General features: G+C 37.6%; 13 protein-coding genes and 2 pseudogenes. 8 read left to right on the top strand and 7 right to left on the bottom strand.

Annotation, left to right across the window (positions count from 1 at the left end; translation table 11 throughout):
• Positions 1-20 precede the first annotated feature (20 nt).
• The 6 genes and pseudogenes from MKY15_RS10845 to MKY15_RS10820 all read left to right on the top strand — a co-directional run bounded on the left by MKY15_RS10845 (position 21) and on the right by MKY15_RS10820 (position 6,019).
• Positions 21-323, top strand: coding sequence for a PTS sugar transporter subunit IIB (locus MKY15_RS10845; protein ID WP_067205726.1), 303 nt, complete (start codon positions 21-23; stop codon positions 321-323).
• Positions 324-475: 152 nt separating this feature from the next.
• Positions 476-1,750: pseudogene (locus MKY15_RS10840) on the top strand (PTS sugar transporter subunit IIC); the annotation flags it as partial.
• 108 nt (positions 1,751-1,858) lie between these two features.
• Positions 1,859-2,179 carry a PTS lactose/cellobiose transporter subunit IIA gene (locus MKY15_RS10835; RefSeq protein ID WP_067205725.1) on the top strand — a complete coding sequence of 107 codons (321 nt, stop codon included), beginning with the start codon at positions 1,859-1,861 and terminating at the stop codon, positions 2,177-2,179.
• 111 nt (positions 2,180-2,290) lie between these two features.
• Positions 2,291-3,601 (top strand): 6-phospho-beta-glucosidase, encoded by a 1,311-nt coding sequence (locus tag MKY15_RS10830; RefSeq protein WP_338653604.1) that lies wholly within the window; start codon positions 2,291-2,293, stop codon positions 3,599-3,601.
• Positions 3,602-4,681 (top strand): MupG family TIM beta-alpha barrel fold protein, encoded by a 1,080-nt coding sequence (locus MKY15_RS10825; protein WP_340741408.1) that lies wholly within the window; start codon positions 3,602-3,604, stop codon positions 4,679-4,681. It abuts the gene before it with no gap.
• A gap of 114 nt (positions 4,682-4,795) precedes the next feature.
• A complete protein-coding gene (locus tag MKY15_RS10820; RefSeq protein ID WP_342539678.1) occupies positions 4,796-6,019 on the top strand; it encodes a methyl-accepting chemotaxis protein in 1,224 nt (407 codons plus the stop codon).
• 63 nt (positions 6,020-6,082) lie between these two features.
• Here MKY15_RS10820 and MKY15_RS10815 read toward each other — a convergent pair whose 3' ends face one another.
• Both MKY15_RS10815 and MKY15_RS10810 read right to left on the bottom strand, forming a co-directional pair.
• Positions 6,083-7,297: a carboxylate--amine ligase gene (locus tag MKY15_RS10815; protein ID WP_067205715.1), complete on the bottom strand. Its 1,215-nt coding sequence runs from the start codon at positions 7,295-7,297 to the stop codon at positions 6,083-6,085.
• Between the two features lie 284 nt (positions 7,298-7,581).
• Complete coding sequence (locus MKY15_RS10810; protein WP_067205712.1) at positions 7,582-8,424, bottom strand: glycerophosphodiester phosphodiesterase family protein; 843 nt, start codon at positions 8,422-8,424, stop codon at positions 7,582-7,584.
• A 419-nt stretch (positions 8,425-8,843) separates the two neighbouring features.
• Between MKY15_RS10810 and MKY15_RS10805 the strand changes: the two genes are divergently transcribed.
• Together MKY15_RS10805 and MKY15_RS10800 are read left to right on the top strand one after the other, a co-directional pair.
• Positions 8,844-9,764 (top strand): LD-carboxypeptidase, encoded by a 921-nt coding sequence (locus MKY15_RS10805; RefSeq protein ID WP_342539677.1) that lies wholly within the window; start codon positions 8,844-8,846, stop codon positions 9,762-9,764.
• 169 nt (positions 9,765-9,933) lie between these two features.
• On the top strand, positions 9,934-10,671 hold the full coding sequence (locus MKY15_RS10800; RefSeq protein ID WP_082786792.1) for a DUF2935 domain-containing protein: 738 nt from the start codon (positions 9,934-9,936) through the stop codon (positions 10,669-10,671).
• A 171-nt stretch (positions 10,672-10,842) separates the two neighbouring features.
• On the opposite strand, the gene MKY15_RS10795 is transcribed toward MKY15_RS10800, so the two are convergent.
• From MKY15_RS10795 to MKY15_RS10775, 5 genes and pseudogenes are all read right to left on the bottom strand, one after another.
• Entirely contained in the window at positions 10,843-11,346 is a 504-nt protein-coding gene (locus MKY15_RS10795) for a GNAT family protein (protein ID WP_067205703.1), read from the bottom strand.
• Positions 11,347-12,414: 1,068 nt separating this feature from the next.
• A complete protein-coding gene (locus MKY15_RS10790; RefSeq protein ID WP_342539676.1) occupies positions 12,415-13,422 on the bottom strand; it encodes a DUF4179 domain-containing protein in 1,008 nt (335 codons plus the stop codon).
• Positions 13,400-13,942: a sigma-70 family RNA polymerase sigma factor gene (locus MKY15_RS10785; RefSeq protein WP_342539675.1), complete on the bottom strand. Its 543-nt coding sequence runs from the start codon at positions 13,940-13,942 to the stop codon at positions 13,400-13,402. The genes MKY15_RS10790 and MKY15_RS10785 overlap by 23 nt, the downstream gene beginning before the upstream one ends.
• A 572-nt stretch (positions 13,943-14,514) precedes the next feature.
• Entirely contained in the window at positions 14,515-15,039 is a 525-nt protein-coding gene (locus tag MKY15_RS10780) for a GNAT family N-acetyltransferase (protein ID WP_067205691.1), read from the bottom strand.
• A 176-nt stretch (positions 15,040-15,215) separates the two neighbouring features.
• Positions 15,216-15,637 (bottom strand): annotated as a pseudogene (locus MKY15_RS10775) (cytidine deaminase).
• Positions 15,638-15,749 lie beyond the last annotated feature (112 nt).

Below are 15,749 nucleotides of genomic sequence, written 5' to 3'. Positions count from 1 at the left end.
GAAATGGGGAGGAATAGACTATGAAAACCATCATGCTCGTTTGTTCTGCAGGAATGTCAACTAGCTTACTAGTGACAAAAATGGAATCGGCAGCAAAGGCTCAAGCTATGGATGTTAAAATTTTTGCTGTATCGGAAGCGGAGTCTAGTAGACACTTCGATTCAATTGACGTTCTACTATTAGGACCGCAAGTGCGTTATCTAAAAAAGAAAATTGAAAAAGCAGTTGAAGGAAAGAACATCCCAGTTCAAGTTATCGAAAGTATCGATTACGGCACAATGAATGGCGAATCCGTTCTTGCAAAGGCGCTTGCATTGCTATAATCATAGGCTAAAAGCTTTTCCAGTGATACGAAGATCATATGGGGAGAGATTCGGAGGTTTGTCGAATTTCTGATCTTTAATTTAAATTAACGGAATAATCAACTAAAAATACATTCTTTCTTATTCCAAGGAAGAATAAAGGGGAGAATAAAATGAACGGAAAAATGGATAAGTTTATGGAAATTGGTGGTCGTATTGGGGCTCAACGTCACCTAGCTGCCATTCGTGATGGCTTTGTTATTATCATGCCATTAATGATTCTTGGTTCAATGGTTACGCTTATCAATAATTTGCCGATTGAAGCATACCAGAATTTTATGGAGATGATTTTTGGCGGTGATGCTTGGAAGCAATTTGGTGGGGCCGTTTGGACGGGGACATTCGCAATTGTTTCGTTACTTATCGCCTTCACAATTTCCTATCAACTTGCCCGTTCATACGATAAGGACGGTCTGTCAGCCGGGGTTGTCTCTTTTGCTTCTTTACTAGCGATTACAACGCCCATTGCGGAGGGCTCAGGATTACCATTAGTTTGGGCCGGTTCACAAGGATTATTTATCGCTATTATTGTAGCACTCGTTTCAACTGAGATTTTCACGAGATTACTTGGCAATAAGAGGCTCGTAATGAAGATGCCTCCTAGCGTTCCGACAGCGGTAGCAAAATCATTTGCAGCTCTATTCCCAGCTATGATTGCAATAAGTATATTTGGTCTAATTAAGGTATTTACTTTAGTAGCAGGCATGCCTGATATCCATCAAGCATTCTTCGATGCATTACAGGAGCCAGTCTCCAAATTGGCTAACACACCTGGGTCGGCCATTGTTCTTGCATTGATTATCCATGTTCTTTGGTTTTTTGGACTTCATGGAGGAAATGTTATGGAGCCAGTTATGCAAGCGGTTTATTTACCAGCAATTGAAGCAAATATAAAAGCATTTGAAGCTGGATTAGAAATTCCTTATATCGTAACAAAACCATTTTTTGATGCCTTTATGTATTTAGGGGGTACAGGTGCAACGCTTGGTTTGATCATTGCGGTGTTTATTGCAGGCCGTCGTCATAAACATTATCGAAACATATCGGGCTTGAGTGCGGGACCAAGTCTATTTAATATTAATGAGCCAATTCTATTTGGTTTCCCGATTGTGTTAAATCCATTGTTAATCATTCCATTCATCTTGACGCCAGTAGTTCTGGTAATCTTTAGTTACGTTATGATTGCAACTGGAATTGTTCCAAAAACGGTTAACCTCATCCCATGGACAACACCACCTGTTATTGGTGGGTTTTTGGCCACAGGTTCTTGGAAAGGGGCTGTATTAGCCGCTGTTAACTTAATCATTTCAGTAGTAATTTATCTGCCATTTGTTAAAATTGCGGAAAGAATTGAAGTGAAAAAACTTCAAGAAGAACTGGCATTACAAGATGAAGCTGATTCTCGTCAACAACAAAATGAATTATCAGTCCAAGATGGGCCTATATTACAACCAGAAGAAAAAACATTAATCTCAAGTAGGAAGTAGTGAGCAGTTATGAACTTAGAAGAACAAATCATGCAGATCATTCTTTATAGCGGGAATGCAAAAAGCACTGCCTTCGAGGCGATTCAAGCTGCAAAAGAAAATAATTTCGATCAGGCTAACGAATTGATTGAAAAAGCAAATGTGGAAATGAGCAATGCACATCGTGTTCAAACATTTTTAATACAGTCAGAAATTCGTGGTGAGAAAGTTGAATCCTCTCTCCTGCTCATTCATGCACAAGATCATCTTATGAACGCAATCACATTTAAAGATCTTGCAGGTGAATTTATCGCCTTATATGAAGCGATGAATAGCTGCCGGAAAAGTTGAATTGTAAATAATATCATTCGGGAGAAATCGAGTTAATGCAGTGATTGCTCCCCCCTTTTAGTTTTGACTATAAAATTCATACAAATATTATAGATATTGGAGGAACCAACTATGAAAATTGCGGTAATCGGTGGTGGCAGTAGCTATACACCTGAACTAATCGAAGGTATTATTCTTCGGGCGACTCAAATAAAAGCAGATGAAATCGTATTGGTTGATATTGAAGCAGGAAAAGAAAAACTTGAAATTGTCGGTTCTCTTGCAAAGAGAATGATTAAAAAAAGCGGCCTTCCCATCACGATTGAACTTACCTTTGACCGCGTTAAAGCAATTACAAATGCAGATTTTGTATTAACACAATTTCGGGTTGGTGGTCTTGATGCAAGGGCAAGTGATGAACGTATCCCACTAAAATACGATGTAATAGGTCAAGAAACTGTTGGACCAGGGGGATTTGCAAAAGCCCTTCGGACGATTCCCGTCATCCTCGATATTTGTAAAGAGATTGAGCAATATTCGAATGATGCCTGGTTGATTAACTTTACAAACCCAGCAGGAATAGTAACAGAAGCAATTCATAAGTACACGTCTGTCAAAGCTATCGGTCTCTGTAATGTGCCTATTAATATGAAACAAATGACTGCAACTATTTTAGAAGTTGATCGAGATAATCTAAACATGTCTTTCGCCGGATTAAATCACCTTGTCTATGCAACAAAGGTATTCGTCAACGGTGAGGATAAAATGAGTACACTTATCGAGCGCATCGCTGAGGGACGCAATATGAATATGCGCAACATTCATGATGCGCCATGGGATAAAGAGTTTTTACAAGCGTTAAATGCTTTGCCATGCCCCTATCATCGTTATTACTACATGATGGATGAAATGCTGATTGAAGAAAAAGAAGCAGCCGAACTCAGAGGGACACGTGCTGAACAGGTTAAAGTCATTGAAAAAGGATTATTTGAAACCTATAAGAATCCTAATTTAGACGTCAAACCAAAAGAATTAGAAGAACGAGGCGGTTCACTTTATTCAGAAGCAGCCATCTCACTTATTTCATCAATTGTTACCAATGACCATGCCATTCATACAGTGAATGTCCCCAATAATGGAACCATTACAGATCTCCCGGATAATGTGGTTATTGAAGTGTCTTGTACTGTCAATAGTGAAGGACCGCAGCCCATTCAAGTTGGTAAACTCCCTCCTGAATTGAACGGCTTAATCCAACAGATAAAAGCATTTGAACAATTAACAATAGAAGCTGCCGTGACCGGAAATAAACAAAAAGCGTTGCTTGCCTTAACAACTAATCCGTTTGTCCCTTCCAGTAAGGTCGCTAAGTTATTGTTAGATGAGATACTAGAAGTCAATCAAGCCTATTTACCACAGTTTTCAATGAAGGCACTAGTGTAAATGAGAAAGCTCGGAATTTCAATTTATCCACAGTATGGGACAGAAATAGAACTCGTCAACTATATGGAAAAAGCTAGTTTCTATGGTTTCACACGTATGTTCACCTGTCTAATGTCCGCAACGGATGAACAAGATACCCAACAACTACAAACTCTTTTAAAAAAGGCAAACGAACTCGAGTTTGAAGTTATTGCCGATGTCAGTCCATCGGTTTTCGAAGAAAAAAATCTTTCCTATAAAGATTTATCGTATTTTAAGGAACTTGGTCTGTCTGGGCTTAGGCTTGACCTCGGTTTTTCAGGATTAGAAGAAAGCGTTATGTCTTTCAATGACTATGGACTTTCCATTGAATTGAATATGAGTCAAGGAACGAAATACCTTGAAAATATTCTTTCCTATCAACCGAACAAGCAAAAAATAATTGGTTGCCATAACTTTTATCCTCGACGTTACACGGGCCTATCAAGAGAACAGTTCCTCAAATGCTCTGCCCAATATAAAGAAAATGGCATCCGTACAGCAGCTATGATTTCTTCAAAAGATGCAGCGTTTGGACCGTGGCCAGTCCAAGAAGGCCTTCCAACTCTTGAGGAGCATCGCTTTTTACCCATTGATGTACAAGCAAAGGATTTCTTCCAAACAAATCTCATTGATGATTTGATTATCGGTAATGCTTTTGCGTCAGAGGAGGAGTTAAAAAGTTTATCCTTGCTCAACCGCTATTTATTAGAATTAAAGGTGGACTTTAAAGAACAAACTTCACAGATGGAGAAAGAAATTGCGTTAGAAAATCCACACTTCAACCGTGGAGATGTTTCCGCCTATGTTATCCGTTCTACGCAAAGTCGTGTTCTCTATCAACAACATGACTTCCCAGCTCATGATACAGATACAATTGCTCGTGGAAGTGTCACAATCGATAATTCCGGCTATGAGCGTTACAAAGGTGAACTCCATATTGCCCTCTCTCCTATGGAGAACAGTGGAAACACAAATATTGTTGCAACAGTTGACAAAGAGGAACAGTTTTTACTAGATCAGATTCATCCTTGGCAAAAATTTAAGCTAATCGAAAAGTAATCATTAGCGGTGTCAGGCACCGATTTCTCCACGTCTGACACCGTTTTTTCACAAACTCTGCCTGATAGTATATAACTACTTTGCCTTACGGGAAAAAAGTCTGGAGTGAGAGAAATGCTTACAAAGAGTTACTTATTCATGAAATTAGTAGTCGTCCATGGTGTCCTTGTTTTATCCGTCGGAGGAGCTGCCTCTCTTTTTGCACAATGGGAAATCTTGCTTCTTGCCTATTTAGCCATTGGCGTACTTACAATTATGAGCATACTGGCATTCTATTTAACTTTTGGAAAAACATTTACGTTATTGGCACAAACCGCGTTGGAGGCTTCATCACTAACGAAAATAGATTGTTCGAATACACCGGATGACATTAAAAAGCTGCATTTGGTCATTCACAGCCTTTCGAATGACAATGAGGTGCTTTTCCAACAAGTTAGTGATGCAAGTATGCACGTCATAATGTCTGCCGGAGAACTTACAGCCATTTCCGAAGCAACCTCAGCCACCAGTGCTGATATCAACAGCGCCATTCTTGGCATTTCACACGAAGTATTACATCAGGTCGCAGATATGGAAATCGTCAGCAACCGAGTGAAAATGATGAACGATTCAATTGATATGATGAATCAACAAAATCAGATCATTAGTCAAGTGACAACAAATTCAGAAATGGCCACACAACAAGGTGCAGAGATGGTTGCACAGCTTAAACAATCCAATGAAAAATCCTTACACGCCTCAGACCAAATTAGTGTAAGCATTTCAGCACTATATAATAAAACATTGGATATTTCCCGGATAACCGAAACGATTAAAGGTATTTCTTCAGAAACAAATTTATTGGCATTAAACGCTAGTATAGAAGCAGCAAGGGCGGGAGTGCATGGGAAAGGGTTTGCTATCGTTGCTAGTGAAGTACGTAAATTAGCGGAGCAGTCAAATACTTCAACACAACAAATTCAAAAAATGATCGCAAGCATTGAACAGGAAACAGAAAAGACCATCCAGACAATGACGGAAACCATCTCCCATTCCAGGCAGCTTGATGAATCCGTTAAAGCAACGGAAAAAGAATTCATCGCCATTCGGCAAGCCGTTACACAAACCATTGAAGCAATCGATACTTTAAATGATGAATTAAAAAAAGTGACCGAACAAAACCATACGATATCGATTGCTGTCCAAAACTCATCCGATGTTTCTCAGCAAACTGCAACATCCGTAGAAAATATTACTTCATCAATAAAAAAACAAAGCAAAATGATCGCCATGATTGCAGAGTCCGCCGGAAGTCTAAGCGTGATCAGCATGCAGCTAGATTCGATAGTGGAATCTTAATAACACACAGCACTTATAAGTCGAAATAAACAATCCCCTATGCATATCGCATAGGGGATTGTTTTACCATGTACTATTTTTATATTTACGATAGTAATTAACTTGTCTGGCGAATAAATACAGCTTACGCTTGAAATGACGGTCTTTTTTATAAAACAATGGATTGCCGTATTTCCCAGCTCTAAGCAATGCTTTCACATCTTTGAGTACTTCTTGGTTCGACACAAATTTCTTCAGTACGATTTTAGGTACGACAGTGAATAGGAATTTTTCATTCAGTAGCGTCAGCTCTTTCTGTTGACCGTGAATGACGTCATCGACTAGATACTTCGCCATATTATGTCCACAAGCCGTAATATAGTAGCTTGATCGTCCTTGTCGTATATTCACCTCAAACACTTTGAACTTACCGTCCCGTTCGTCATACTTCAAATCAAAGTTCGCGTAACCGACGTAGTTCAATGCTTCAAGGAAGCCTTTTAGTTTCAACATCATCTCTTCATTATACCGAGTAATAAGCGCTGTATAATTCCCTATCGCAGTGACGGTATGCTCTTGTAGCACGACTTGTGCGAAAGTGATCAGCTCAGCTTTTCCATGACTGTTCATGTAGAATACGGAATCCCACATGTATGTATCGTCCCCTGGAATATAGTCCTGGATAATGAGATCCTCTCTATAGCCGCCCGCTTTAATCGTTGTAATAACGTTATGGACTTCATCGTAGGAATCGACCTTATACACTTTTTCCATGCCTGCAAACGGATTCTTATAGTACTCGACACCGTTGCTTGGTTTGATAATGATTGGGAACATGACCTTTTCTGAGAATGGCTTTTCATCCCGACAAGAATAGTAATATGTAGCCGGTGCTTCAATACCATGTTCTGCGCATAACTTATAAAAATTCGATTTAACGAGCACATCGTTCATAAGTGGTTCCGAAATATAATTAAACACGAAATGACTTTTCAGCTCGTCCGCATTTTCAATAATCATCCGGACGTAAAGATCATTTGTTCCGATAAGCAGCATTTTTTTCCCTGGCTCCGCATACTTCTCTGCAATCTCTTTCAAGAAGCTCACGAATACTTGTTGTTCAGGCAGTTTTGGATTGAGTTCTATCGTCTTTATAATTGAGCTTAAACTGGTGAATGATAAAGATTCTTTTCCTACTAGAATTGGGTTGATCCCATACTCTTCATGGAATGAGATCGCCATGTTGTAAGCATTCATGTCTGTTCCGATAATGATTGGTATGAAATTATTATTTGTCATTTTATCCTCCAACTATCTTTTCTACTCATAAGTGTATGGCTCCTGTTTTTCATTGTCAAGGAAGCGCATTATGAGCTGGACCATAATAAAATCCAGTACTGCCCCAATAGGCTAGTACTAGATTCCTTTTCATACTATGGATTACTCTCATGTCTATTGATTAACCATTTTCTTACACAACATACAGGTAAGCTAGGCGCAAAAGTCTTTATGTCGACTAGTACGTTCCTGGATCGCTTTCGGCTACAATAATCACGGCAGCTTTCCCAAGGAACAGATGTGGATTACTCTTGCACCAGCTGGATGGGGCCCTCGACTGGCCAAATTGAAAAATCTGTAATGATGCCGTCAACGTTGTATTGATAAGCTTTGTCCACCCATCCTCGATTTTTCGTAGACCAAACTAATACTTTTCCACCTTGATTATGTATTTGATTGATCTCACGTTTATTGACATATGAGACATTAAAGTTAATATATGTCGCAAAGGATGTCAGGTCAATTATTTTTTGAGAGGACAGAGATTGAATAGATGGTTTTATGAGTAGGGCCACCTCTAATTCTGGAAGCAACGTGTTCATTTTCCTCATCGATTCGATATCGAAAGATTGAACAATAATGCTGTTCAAATCATTATATTCACCCAACAAAGCCACTACTCGCTCTTCGATACCCGGGTACATCGATGGCTTCTTAATCTCTATTAATAAACCAGTTTCCCCGTAAAATTCTTCGAGCAATTCATTTAAAGTAATGATTTTTTCTCCGGCAAATGAAGAATGGAATTTCCCTCCTGCATCTAGCTCTTTCAATTCGGCAAGCGTGAAGTTTTTCACATAGCCAGAACCATTTGTTGTCCTGTCCACTTTGTCATCATGCATAATGATTAACTCTCCATCTTTCGACAGGTGCACATCACATTCTAAAAAGTCTGCCCCAAGCTCTAACGCTTTTCGAAAAGCGGACTGCGTATTTTCTGGAGCGAAATTAGAAGCGCCACGGTGCGCAACACTAATCATTCCATTCATTTCTACATGATGAAAAGGTCGTGCCTCGTAACCAACTAGAAGTAGCATACATATACTTACAAAGACGAATAATAGCTTCTTTTTCTGTAACTCCCCCATAATTATAACCTCAGACCAAATGATGAATACTAACTATTCTAATCATTCTTTTTATTTATTATAGCATATGCGGAAGGTCCTGCAACTGTTAATTCTTACTAGGCTTAAAGATACAAATAGTTCCAATAATAATCTATATAGATAGTCGGCACTTAACAAATAGATTGTTCTTCCAACATCGCTTTTTCGTTAGATTTGTTCGTTATACTGGCGAGGTATACCACCTAGTTAATTCTAAATAAGCAGTGCCGAATATATAGATTGAAATAAAGAACCCCAATGAATTCGCTTCGGCTGCCCCTTGGAAGGCGCCTTCACTCAGTTTATAAAGGTATTCATTTGTTAACATAAATTATTTCTTTTTTTAATAAATGCAATGATTTGTATGATTCTATTTCATTAAAAGGGAGCTGTAAAATATGGCTATAAAACCACCTCACTTGCAGCCAGGAGATACTGTTGGGATTGTTACGTTGGGGAGTCCATTGGCAGCAAGTAGAATAGATGCAGGAATAACAACTTTACGGAATATGGGGTTTAAAGTACTTGTAGGCGAGCATGTCTATTCATCGAATGGATTCCTCGCAGCGACGCCCCAACAAATGGCGTCGGATTTGATGAACATGTTTCAGAATAAAGAAGTGAAATGGATATTGCCCTCAAGGGGCGGCGTTGGTGTAGCAAGTATTCTCCCCTTCCTCGACTTTTCTATCATTTCTCAAAATCCGAAAATCGTCTCAGGCTACAGTGACATTACAGTACTACTAAATGTACTGTACGAATATGCGGACTTAATTTCATTTCACAGCCTTCTCCTGCTAGACTTCAATCCAAATACTCCGGCATATAATTTCAATCAATTCTTCTCAGCAACCACAACATTAACCGCGCCTTGGCTAATAAATAATCCACCTGGTATGCTTCTCGAAAGCTTAGTTCCCGGAAACGTAACCGGTCCCGTTGTCGGAGGCAATCTCACATCTTTCATCGGTACGTTAGGAACTTCTTTTGAAATCAATACGGAAGGAAAAATTATCGTACTTGAAGAAACGCATGAACCGATTAACACAGTTTACAGGTATTTGAATCATCTTTTATTAGCCAAGAAGTTCGATGATTGTGTAGGGATAATAATGGGGGAATGTACAAATTGTGTAGATGCATATGGAAAGTCCTATAACGATCTTATAAACGATTTTCTAGTACCTTTAGGTAAACCACTCATGTCCAATCTAGCAACTGGACATGGCATTTATAAAGCTACAATACCTATTGGAGCAACCTTGAATATGAATACAGTTAACCGGACAATAACTGTGATTGAACCTGCTGTTAGCTAGCAATAACACATTGCTTAATCCCTGAGTATTAATTATTAAATATGAAAGCAGTATGGATTCATCCTACTCCGAATACAGTAGATAGCATCGACACTATAAGAGGAGTGAATATCCGATTCCGACATTTGTAACACAATCATTGGATGAGATCCGATTTTGGTCACGGATTATGAAGGAACACGCTTTCTTTTTAAGTCTCGGGTTTACTGCAGATGATACAGAACTTATTCGAGAAGCACAGCAATTTATTGCAGTATTTGAACGAATTGAAGAACAAATTAGCAATTACAACGAAACAACAGATCCGAATGTAATTAGACAACTAAACATTCAAGTGTATCAGGCGGCAGCTTCTATTTGGGCTTATAAACGAAAAGTACTGGGATTGATATTACGGTGCCAAATTGTGTCCAATAATATTCCTTTATTAGTTGATCATACAAGCCGAGAGGCGGCTTATTTTGCTAAGCGATTGAAAGAATTAAATGAAGGTAAGCTGATACCTTTACCTGAGGCAATTATTAAAGAGAATGTGTTTTTCTTAAAAATAATGGCGGATCACTCAAAATTCATCAGCCATCTATTAGACCCATCCGAAAGAAAACTTGTCGATCAAGCTCGAGAATTCAGCCATGATTTCGACCAACTTCTTTTCCAAGCACAAGATTTGGATCACATGCGTCCTCAGTCAGAAACTCAACCGCTTTTAGAACACTTTCTTGACCAAAATCGCGTTTCTGTCGTATCGTTACGCGATTTCAAAAAGACGGCAAGAGATTTAATTGAAGCATGTAAAATAAAGAGCAACATTCCCGCTTTGCTTGCTGACCACGTTTACCGTGAAGCGGATCACTTCCTTCAAATTATTGATGCATTCGATGAGCATCTTACAACACAAAGTACTTAACACCTTATTATGAAAAAATCGCTGGGATTCATTTCGAGACACTTATTCCCCATCCGGCGTATTTCATCATATACACCTCCACTATCATAAAAAAGTTATTACCTGACGTGGTATATCCAAAGAAAAAGAACCAACATATAAAATGCTGATTCTCTCCTACTGAGGAATTATCTAAAAAATTCTCCAATAATATAATTCTTCCGTTTCTTTATACATTTCTGCACCCGTCTTTTCTAATACTCTATGAGAAGCATTATTGTCTTTTTCGGTATCTGCAATTATATACCGAACATTAGGCTGACTTAACAGCCAACTTTTCGTTCTAATAATCGTTTCCGTCATATAGCCATTACCTTGATAGTTAGGCAATGTGTAATAGCCGATTATTACTTCACCATTTGCATTTGGTAAGCCCTTTAGCATCATGCCGCCAATTACACAATTATTATCATCAGAAACAATTAACCAATTTGTATTCCACAAATAATTTTGCTTATCATTTACTACCTTTGTAAGTCTATATTCCATGGCTTGCCTAAGTTCCTCACTAAGAATTTCATCTGAATGACTTAGTGATAACTTTAATTCCATTGCCTTCTGATTATCAATTAGTAGTTTTAAGTTTACTGCATTTAAGGGTATTAATCTTAACCGTTCTGTCTTTAATTCCATCATTTATACACTCCTATCATAATTTGCGTCTATTAAATAGACAAATAACAAATTTAGAAATAAGTATATGTTATTGGCAGCGGCTCCCATAATATTAATTCCATATAAAAGAGGAAGCAATAAATTCATTTCCAATAAAAGTATGGATAATTAATTCTAACAATTAGATAACTTCCGTGCAAGTTCACTGGTACTTTTCGCTATCTAACGGGATTCTTATAAATAATTCCGTATACAACCAGAAGATACCAATCATCAAAATAATTCCAATATAAACGGACATTATTGCAGCAATTAAATCAGCTCCGCTAAATGGAATCTTTGAAAAGACCGAATAAGACTCCCGTTAATCTACCAGAATCAAATCAAACAGCATCATTATATACCAAGCATTCGCCGACATGACCGATACTCTAAACTATAAGGCTAATCAACAGCCTGTTTTCGATATTAAGAACGCTCAACAAACGTACAACCGCAACTTCAACTCCATCAACATGTATGAATTCAAACATGTCCGCTAGACGAACACCAATATAACTATTTAAAGAAAGTTCCGCTGCAAGGACTAGGCTCTTGTTCTTGCAGCGGAACTGAAAACGCCTGTCTCAAGTTTTTTAATTAAGCGATAGTCTGATAGGATAACCATATGTTTTTTGGGAACGTCTTCCGTGTAACCACTTCGAATGGTTATACATAAATGGAAGGCGTTTTTCCTTACTATAGACTCTAATTTACAGTACAGGTATCAAACCTTGGACAGTTAACCATATAAGTAGTGCAAAATTAGCGCCACACAACAGAGAATGAAAATATGTGCAGAACGGGTATTGGATACTACGCCTGGGAGAGGAAGGTCGATCAACTATTAATCATTGAGCATGCATGCAGTATGGACATTCATAAATATTCAATTACTCGGTATATAATGATTTCAAAAGGAAAGGGAATTCGAACATTTTCTACTAAGACAGTATTTCTATTACAGTTAATCGACTGGGTTAAGAAGCATAAGTGTACGCCCAAGTTTAAACGTTTGAGAACAGCACTGTTGAGTAAATCACCTGATAGCTACTCTAATTCCACAATAATCGGTTCGAAATCAATACGTTTATTATCGCTTTGACTATTGCTTACATGTGCGAATGGATAAAATGTAATGGATGTTGCTTCTTGGGCAAGACCATGAATCGTTGCATTCCATGTGATATCTTCACTGGAATCTCCACCTTTTGTTCCTGTTCCGCCAGTATAAGGCACTTTATATTCGTTACCTAAATTATCAATTGCATATAACTCTGCTTCAACATACATCCAGTTGTTATGAACGGATGGTTTGACATTTTGTAAATAGTTTACTGTTAAATTGACATCTGTTTTGATTGCGTCAATTAATTCGACTGTAATACCTTCTTTACTTACTTGTTCATTAATCGAAATATGTGATCCCTTTAGCGCATTTAAAGAAAATGCAAACTGCCAATCCCCTTTTATTGTCTTTTGATCTGAAGAAATCGAATTTGGTTTCCAAATAACATTTACCGTCTCCTTAGCGTCCTCCAGCATTGATAAGGTCATCATGCCAACATAGCCGACTCCATCGACATACTCTCCTTCATAGCCAGCATTACTTATATTAGTGGGCAGATTTTCGAAAGTTGGAAATGAACCTAAATCCTCTTCTGTTCGCAGTACATACGAAAGCGTCACCGTATTCCCATCATAAAATGCTTTCTCAATAATTAGTTCGACGCCATTACTTTTTTCAACTAAACCAATATCTGTACTGATTTCCTCATACGCTTGATAATAGTCTTCTTGTAAGATGAAATAGTCGAATGCATGACCAATGACTGGAATTTGCGTGACAAAGTTAGCAAATGCAGGTGACACATAAGCAGAGGAAATCGTACAAATAGACAGAATCCCTACAACTGCAGTATATTTAACCATTCGTTTGAAGGGGAATTTTATTATCTTTTTCTCCTGTTTAAAAGCATCTATCAAAATAGCATCTAACTCTTCAGAAGGAACAGGAATTTCATTTATCACTTCTTTAAAGCGGTTTTGCTCGGTCATCTATATACACTCCTTTTAATATCGGTTTGAGTTTCGCTAACGCTCTCTTGCCATTCGATTTGACTGTACCGATTGGTTCGCCAAGTATCTCTGCTATTTGCTCAAAAGTTAAATCTTCATAATATCTCAAAATAAGGACTGTTTTATATTTGTCATTTAATCTATAAATGGCATCAAGTAAGTCCATTTTTTCATCAGATGTTGCCATTTCGGCGGAAAGGGATTGAAATTTTAGATCGTCCATCAAAACCACTTTCTTTTGTTTTTTAAGTACACCAAGTGATACATTGATACAAATTTTCATCAGCCATGTCGAAAAATACTTTGGCTCCCTTAACTGATGAATAGACTCAATTGCCGATAGCACAGTTTGCTGGAAAACGTCTAATGCATCCGCCTTATTTCGAACATAACTAAATGCAGTTCGATAAATTTTCTCTTTTTCCTGTTGAAGCAAAAACAACAACGCTTGTTGATCTCCTCCAATCGCTTTTATTACTTTCTTGTCATTAACCGTCATTTTTTTCACCGTCCTGACTATTAGAGAGTTTTCAATCAAAAAAAGATGCACTTTTTGGAAATAAAGAACTACTCAACCGATAATGGCTTCTCTTTTGGGGGGACATTAGAGGAAAAACATTAATAAAAACGCTTATTGAAACGACTAAAAAAGCATCGGTGCAATAACCGATACTTTCACTTTTCTGAAAAAATTATAATTAAACTAAAAGGAGCGTTCGACATACATGTAGCGCAAAATCAGCGTTACAGCGCAGAGGATAAAAATGTATGCAGAACGGATATTGGATACTACGACTGATGAAGAAGGACAATCAACTATGTTGCCATAGAGCCCCCATCCGTTAGTCTAACACCAACGATTATGGTGCATCACAGACTATTGCACCCAATATGGGTAGCCACTTATGGAATATTAATCCTACTTTAGTTACTGGAACAGACTTACCTATATTATATGAAGGATGAAGCTGTTGCTTAATTTACCTATACATTCAATATTATCGTTCTCAAGGCTTAGCTTTATTGTTATACATTATTATCAATAATAAGAGTTTTTTATTTCATGGAAGTTCAATAAGACTTAACTTTAATAGTCAAAATGTAATAAACAAAGTTTAACCTCTGGCCATTCATTTCGAATTCTCCGCTATCAGTAGCTGTTCTCTCAAATCCATTTTTCTCTAAAACTTTTTGAGAAGCTATATTGTTAGTTGTTGTTTTCGCTTTAATTTGTTTTATGTCTATGTCAGTTACTGTTTCTACTAATAACTTCAATGCTTTAGTGGCAATACTTTTTCCAGTATGTGCTTGCCCCACCCTATAACCGAGATGACCCGTTTTTTGAGATTTATCAATATCCACGACATTTATTCTTCCTAGAATTGAACTATCTTTATCTTTAATTAAATAAAAATATGAACCTCCTTGAACTTGTTCTTCAAGTAAATCTTCGTGTCTTTTTTTAAAAACCTCAAGGTTATAATAGTCATTTCCACGAGTAGGTACCATTTCTTCGAAAAATGCTCTGTTATCAAGTTCAAACTTATACAAACCTTCAGCATCTGTATCCTGTAATTTTTCAATATATATGTCCATGTATAATAACCTCTATTCTTATATTGTTGTCTATTAGAAGTCTCTCCATGAGATTCTACCTGTTAACAGCCATTCGATTGCTGAACGATCTCCCTTATCCCATGTGCTTAAGGTAAACATAACCCACTTCACGGAAGTAGTTCAATTCATTACTCAATAAGAAAAAGCTGCTTTTACTAGGCATCTTTTTCTTCATCTTCATAAGCTTTAGACCAATGAAAAGGTTGTACTTCTTCCAATGATTTAAAAAGCAATTGTTTATTGTTTTTTGAAGCAGACACAGCTACCTTTACATCTCTACCCCAATAGAACAATCTCTCTTGACAGACGCCACAAGGAGTTAAGACTTTAAATTCTTTATGCTCATCATCCCTAACAACACATATGGAGTGAGTTACTTTAGTATTAAACTTATGCGCTTCCAAAATAGCACCTGTTTCTATACATAACTCTGTTGAAGCGTTGATAACCTCTGGTGCAACACTTGTCAATATATCTCCATCATTCGTATACATTGCTGCTGCACCTCCCCAGCCCATAGGATACCTTTTTTTATTAGATCAACAGCAGCTACATATAGCCTTTTCTCAACTTCCATTCTTAATTTCACCTCGTATATTCACTTCTATAAAATTACTCTATCACATAATATTGGAATCCCTCTAGTGTCCTGCCCAGTTTGTATAGATTATACATAACTCCATTTCATG

This window comes from Sporosarcina sp. FSL K6-1540 (assembly GCF_038620285.1).
GTDB lineage: Bacteria > Bacillota > Bacilli > Bacillales_A > Planococcaceae > Sporosarcina > Sporosarcina psychrophila.
Note: the sequence above shows the minus strand (reverse complement) of the source record. Positions and strands in the feature narration are given on the sequence as shown.

Coding starts and splice junctions, on each gene's coding strand:
- MKY15_RS10825 (WP_340741408.1), top strand. CDS start 3,602: ATGAGAAAGCTCGGAATTTCAATTTATCCACAGTATGGGACAGAAATA.
- MKY15_RS10785 (WP_342539675.1), bottom strand. CDS start 13,942: ATGACGGTTAATGACAAGAAAGTAATAAAAGCGATTGGAGGAGATCAA.
- MKY15_RS10805 (WP_342539677.1), top strand. CDS start 8,844: ATGGCTATAAAACCACCTCACTTGCAGCCAGGAGATACTGTTGGGATT.
- MKY15_RS10810 (WP_067205712.1), bottom strand. CDS start 8,424: ATGGGGGAGTTACAGAAAAAGAAGCTATTATTCGTCTTTGTAAGTATA.
- MKY15_RS10830 (WP_338653604.1), top strand. CDS start 2,291: ATGAAAATTGCGGTAATCGGTGGTGGCAGTAGCTATACACCTGAACTA.
- MKY15_RS10790 (WP_342539676.1), bottom strand. CDS start 13,422: ATGACCGAGCAAAACCGCTTTAAAGAAGTGATAAATGAAATTCCTGTT.
- MKY15_RS10845 (WP_067205726.1), top strand. CDS start 21: ATGAAAACCATCATGCTCGTTTGTTCTGCAGGAATGTCAACTAGCTTA.
- MKY15_RS10815 (WP_067205715.1), bottom strand. CDS start 7,297: ATGACAAATAATAATTTCATACCAATCATTATCGGAACAGACATGAAT.
- MKY15_RS10800 (WP_082786792.1), top strand. CDS start 9,934: ATGAAGGAACACGCTTTCTTTTTAAGTCTCGGGTTTACTGCAGATGAT.
- MKY15_RS10795 (WP_067205703.1), bottom strand. CDS start 11,346: ATGATGGAATTAAAGACAGAACGGTTAAGATTAATACCCTTAAATGCA.
- MKY15_RS10820 (WP_342539678.1), top strand. CDS start 4,796: ATGCTTACAAAGAGTTACTTATTCATGAAATTAGTAGTCGTCCATGGT.
- MKY15_RS10835 (WP_067205725.1), top strand. CDS start 1,859: ATGAACTTAGAAGAACAAATCATGCAGATCATTCTTTATAGCGGGAAT.
- MKY15_RS10780 (WP_067205691.1), bottom strand. CDS start 15,039: ATGGACATATATATTGAAAAATTACAGGATACAGATGCTGAAGGTTTG.